The organism is Methylobacterium platani, assembly GCF_001653715.1.
Lineage (GTDB): Bacteria > Pseudomonadota > Alphaproteobacteria > Rhizobiales > Beijerinckiaceae > Methylobacterium > Methylobacterium platani.
In genome coordinates this window covers 1-4745 of the sequence record NZ_LWHQ01000108.1, presented here as the reverse complement: position 1 = coordinate 4745, position 4745 = coordinate 1, and the positions used below count along the sequence as shown (strand labels likewise).

At 73.4% G+C, this 4745-nt stretch carries 3 protein-coding genes; all 3 read right to left on the bottom strand.

Annotated elements, in window-relative coordinates; genetic code table 11:
* On the bottom strand, positions 1 to 1948 hold a 1948-nt coding region (locus A5481_RS31390), incomplete at its 3' end, for an MHYT domain-containing protein (RefSeq protein ID WP_064504505.1).
* 162 nt (positions 1949 to 2110) lie between these two features.
* Complete coding sequence (locus A5481_RS31385; protein ID WP_048433358.1) at positions 2111 to 3139, bottom strand: aldo/keto reductase; 1029 nt, start codon at positions 3137 to 3139, stop codon at positions 2111 to 2113.
* Positions 3140 to 3289: 150 nt separating this feature from the next.
* Positions 3290 to 4435, bottom strand: a complete 1146-nt coding sequence (locus A5481_RS31380) for a GGDEF domain-containing protein (RefSeq protein ID WP_048433357.1) — start codon at positions 4433 to 4435, stop codon at positions 3290 to 3292.
* Positions 4436 to 4745: the final 310 nt, after the last annotated feature.

Below are 4745 nucleotides of genomic sequence, written 5' to 3'. Positions count from 1 at the left end.
CGTCGTCGACGACGAGGACGACCTGGGAGGGCAGCCCGCGGGACGCGGCAAGGCGCAGGACCGGTGCCGCCCCTGGTGACTCCCCCGACGCGGGCGCCGCCACCGGCAGCCAGATCTCGGCGACCGTGCCGGTGCCGGGGCGGCTGCGCAGCACCAGCCGTCCCCGCGACTGCGCCGCCAGGCCGTGCACCATCGACAGGCCGAGGCCGGTGCCCTTGCCGACGCCCTTGGTGGTGAAGAACGGCTCCTGTGCCCGGGCGAGGGTCGCCTCGTCCATGCCGAGGCCGGTATCGGTGACCGAGAGGCAGAGCGGGGCGGGCTCCTCGCCCTCGCCCGCCGCCGACGGGGCGAGCCGCGCCGCGATCGAGACCGTGCCGCCTTCCGGCATCGCGTCGCGGGCGTTGACCACGAGGTTGAGCAGCGCGAGCTCGAGCTGGTGGGCGTCGACGAGGGCCGGCGGCAGGTTCAGGGGAAACCGGGTCTCGATCCGCGTGCCGGGCCCGATCGAGCGCTGCAGCAGGTCGGTCATGTCGCGCACCAGCCGCGCGAGGTCGATCGCCTCCGGCCTGAGCTCCTGCCGCCGGGCGAAGGCGAGCATGCGCTGGGTCAGGGACGCGCCGCGCTGGGCGCCCTGGACCGCGTTGTCGAGCAGGCGCAGCAGGCGCGGATCGTCGGGCAGGCGCTTGCGCAGCAGCTCGAGGCTGCCGAGCACCGCCATCAGGAGGTTGTTGAAGTCGTGGGCGACGCCGCCGGTGAGCTGGCCCAGCGCCTCCATCTTCTGCGCCTGGGCGAGCGCGCCTTGCGCCTGCTCCAGGGCGGCCTCGGCCCGCTTGCGCTCGGTGATGTCGCGGGTGACCTTGGCGAAGCCGACCAGGGCGCCGTCCTCGCCGCGGATCGGGTCGATGACGACGCTGGCCCAGAACCGCGTGCCGTCCCGGCGTACGCGCCAGCCCTCGATCGCGAATTTTCCGCGGGCGGCGGCGGCGAGCGCCGCGGCCGGCGCGCCCCGGTCCCGGTCCTCCTCGGTGTAGAACAGCGAGAAGTGCCGGCCGACGATCTCCCCGGCCTCGTAGCCCTTGATGCGCCGGGCGCCGGCATTCCAGTTCGCCACCAGGCCGTCGCGGTCGAGCATGAAGATCGCGTAGTCGGTCACGCTCTGGAGCAGCAGGCGGTAGCGCTCTTCGCTGGCGCGGAGCGCCGCCGCCTCGCGGGCAGCGTGCTCGGAGAAGCGGCGGTCGACGGTGGCGGCGGCGAGCGCGAGCGCCAGGACCAGGAAGGTCACCGCCGCGACGCCGGCGGCGAGGCGGACCTGGTCGACCTCCCCGCCTGCGGCGACGTGCGGCACTCCCGCGGCATGGGCCGAGACGTGCAGGCCCTGCATGGCGGCGTAGTGCATGCCCGCGATCGCGAGCCCCATCGCGCCCGAGGCCGCGACCCGGAACCCGGCACCGCTCTCGCGCAAGGAGAGCCGGATCGCCACGGTGGCGGCCCCGACCGCGATCAGCACCGAGGCGGCGACCCAGGCCGGATCGACGTGGAGCGCCGCCGGCAGCCGCATCGCCGCCATGCCGGTATAGTGCATCAGGACGATGCCGAGCCCGGTGACGAGGCCCGCCAGGGCGATCGCCCCGCCTCCGCCGCCCGGCCGCCGGGCGACGGCGAGGCCGATCGCCGTCACCGCGACGGGCAGGACGAGGGAGAGCAGCGTGAGGCCGGGGGCGTAGGTGATCTCGATGCCGGGCAGGCGGAAGGCCAGCATGCCGACGAAGTGCATCGACCAGACGCCGCCGCCGAGCACCCCGGCGGCCGCCGCCAGCCAGGCCCGCCGGGCCCAGCCGGTCGCCGCGTTCATCCGGCCGGCGAGGTCCAGCGCGACGTAGGCCGCGAGCGTCGCGATCGCGATCGAGAGCGCGACGAGGACGGGATCGTGACTGCCGGCATGCGCCATCGGGCACCTTGAGGCTCGCGCGGATGGCGGCCGGAGCCGCCGACCCTCTCCGGTCCTGCCGGGCCGGGCGCTGGAGCCCAAAGTCTAACCGATGTCGCCGGCCGGCGCGATGCGCGAAACTCTCTCGTGCATCGCCCAATCCTGCAGTTTATGGTTGTATCATTACCAGGTCGTTGGTTTCGGGTTGCGCTCGTCGAAGCCCTTCTGGTGCCAGTAGGGATAGATCGGCGTCTCCTGGCTCGCCGCGTCGAGGCGGGCGATCTGGGCGGGATCGAGGCTCCAGCCGACGGCGCCGAGATTCTGCGTCAGCTGCTCCTCGTTGCGGGCGCCGACGACGATGTTGGCCACCGTCGGGCGGCTCAGCAGCCAGTTGAGCGCCACCTGCGCCGGCTTGCGCCCGGTCTCGGCCGCGACCTCGTCGAGGACGTCGACGACCCGGTACAGGGCCTCGTCGGCGACCGGCGGTCCGCCCTCGGCGCCGCCCGCCGCGATGCGCCCGCTGGCATTGGCGCCGCGGCGGATCTTGCCGGTGAGGCGGCCCCAGCCGAGCGGGCTCCAGACCATCAGGGCGACGCCCTGGTCGAGGCCGAGCGGCATCAGCTCCCACTCGTAGTGGCGCCCGACCAGCGAGTAGTAGCCCTGATACGCGACGTAGCGGGCGAGCCCGTAGCGCTCCGAGGTCCCGAGCGCCTTCATCAGCTGCCAGCCGGAGAAGTTCGAGGCGCCGATATACCCGATCTTGCCCGCCCGCACGAGGTCGTCGAGGGCCCGCAGGGTCTCGTCGACGGGGGTCAGCGCGTCGAAGCCGTGCATGAAGTAGACGTCGATATGGTCGGTGCCGAGGCGCTTCAGGCTCGCCTCGCAGGCCCGTACCAGGTGGAAGCGCGACGAGCCCTTGTCGTTCGGGCCCTCCCCCGTCGGGAAGGTCGCCTTGGTGGAGATCAGCGCCCGGTCGCGCCTGCCCTTGAGCGCCTGGCCCAGGATCTCCTCGGAGGCGCCCTGGGAGTAGATGTCGGCGGTGTCGAAGAAGGTGACGCCGGCGTCCAGGCACAGGTCGACCATCCGGCTCGCCTCGGCGACGTCGGTCTGGCCCCAGCGCTGGAAGAATTCGTTGCTGCCCCCGAAGGTGCCGGTGCCGAGGCTGAGGACCGGAACCTTGAGGCCGGACCGCCCGAACTGCCGATATTCCATGCGCGCGCCCTCATCCGTGGGCCGGGCGGCGCGGCGGCGCACCCGGCGAGTGGTGGGATGAGGGGTGTCTTAGGTCCCGGGCAGGCGACGACAACCCGGGCGGGCGCCGGGCGGATGCGCGCAACGCCGCCGCCTCGTCCCCCCGGCCGCTCACGCCACCTGGCGCAGCTCCGGCGCGGCGAGCACCACCCGGTCGCGCCCCTGCGCCTTGGCCTGGTAGAGCGCCCGGTCGGCTTGTCCCAGCAGGGTCTCGAAATCGCCGGTGCCCCGGGCGACGCCGATGCTGACCGTGACCGCGAGGCCCGGCAGCAGGTCCGGGCGCATCGCCGCGACGGCGTGGCGCACGGTCTCGGCGACGGCCGCCGCATCGGCCGCCCCGGCGCCGGGAAGGAGGCAGGCGAATTCCTCGCCGCCGAGGCGTCCGAACGCGGCGCCCTCGGGCAGGACCTGGCCCGCGGCGGCGCAGAACCCGACCAGGACCGCGTCGCCGACGGCGTGTCCGAAGGTGTCGTTGACCCGCTTGAAGTGATCGAGGTCGAACAGCAGCAGGGCGCAGGGTCCGCCCGCCAGCGCCCGGCGTGCATCCGCCGCCAGGGCCCGGCGGTTGGCGATGCCGGTGAGCGGGTCGGTGTCGGCGACGCGGCGCTGCTCGGCCTCGAGCCGCTCCTTGGCGAGCGCCATGAACAGGACCGAGACCGCCACCGTGTAGAGCAGGGCGGCGAAGCACAGGATCGCCACCCAGGCGGTCTGGGTCGGGGTGCCGGTCGGCGGCACCGGCAGGGCCAGGGTGGCGGGGATCCGCGTCCAGATCAGCAGCGCCTCGCTGGCGAGCAGGATCGCCGCCGGGGCCCGCGAGGGCAGCTTCTCGCCGCGATGGTGCCAGAGGGTGCGGGCGGCGAGCGCGCAATACAGGCCGGCCACCGCCGAGGCCAGGATCACCCGCGCGCCGAGGGAGGCGTAGAAGGGCGGCACCAGGCAGGCGGCCAGCCAGGCGAGCGGGCCGGCGGCGATCCAGGCGGCGGGGACGCGCCGGCCCTCGAAGGAGCGGGCGCCGCCCCAGATCAGCCCGAAGGCCGCGAGCATCGCCGCATTGGCGAGCCCGATCGAGAGCCAGTCCGGGACGATGTCGCGCAGGCCGAACAGCGTGACCGCGCCGGCGCCGACGATCTGCGCCGCGCCGAGGAAGCCGAGGGCCCGGGTCCGGCGGGCCTGGCTCCACGACAGGAGGTACAACGCGCCCATCACGACCGTCACGAAGACGGTCACGATCACCAGGGTCGGCGCGTCCAGCTTCATCCCGCCATTCCGCCCGGCGCCGATTCGGGACCGGATGTGTAGCACGGACGACTGGCGCAAGAATGTTCATTCGACGCCGCGAGCCACCCGGACGGGTGAAAGACGAGGAAAAGAATCGTCCAGTCCGCGCGGAGGCGAGCGGCCGAGCATCGTCCGGCGACGTGGGTGCCGGTTCGTCGGACGATGCGGCGAACGCGAATGCCTGGAGCATTTTCCGACCGAGCGGCCGCCGGTTGGGCAAAGAAAATGCGGCAAAATCAGAGACCTGGAGCAGCGCAGGATGGCAACGTCACGGTCCACGACACGAGCT

What these genes read in the sequence shown, in the direction of transcription:
- A5481_RS31385 (WP_048433358.1), bottom strand. Translation starts at nt 3,139, where the DNA reads ATGGAATATCGGCAGTTCGGGCGGTCCGGCCTCAAGGTTCCGGTCCTC.
- A5481_RS31380 (WP_048433357.1), bottom strand. Translation starts at nt 4,435, where the DNA reads ATGAAGCTGGACGCGCCGACCCTGGTGATCGTGACCGTCTTCGTGACG.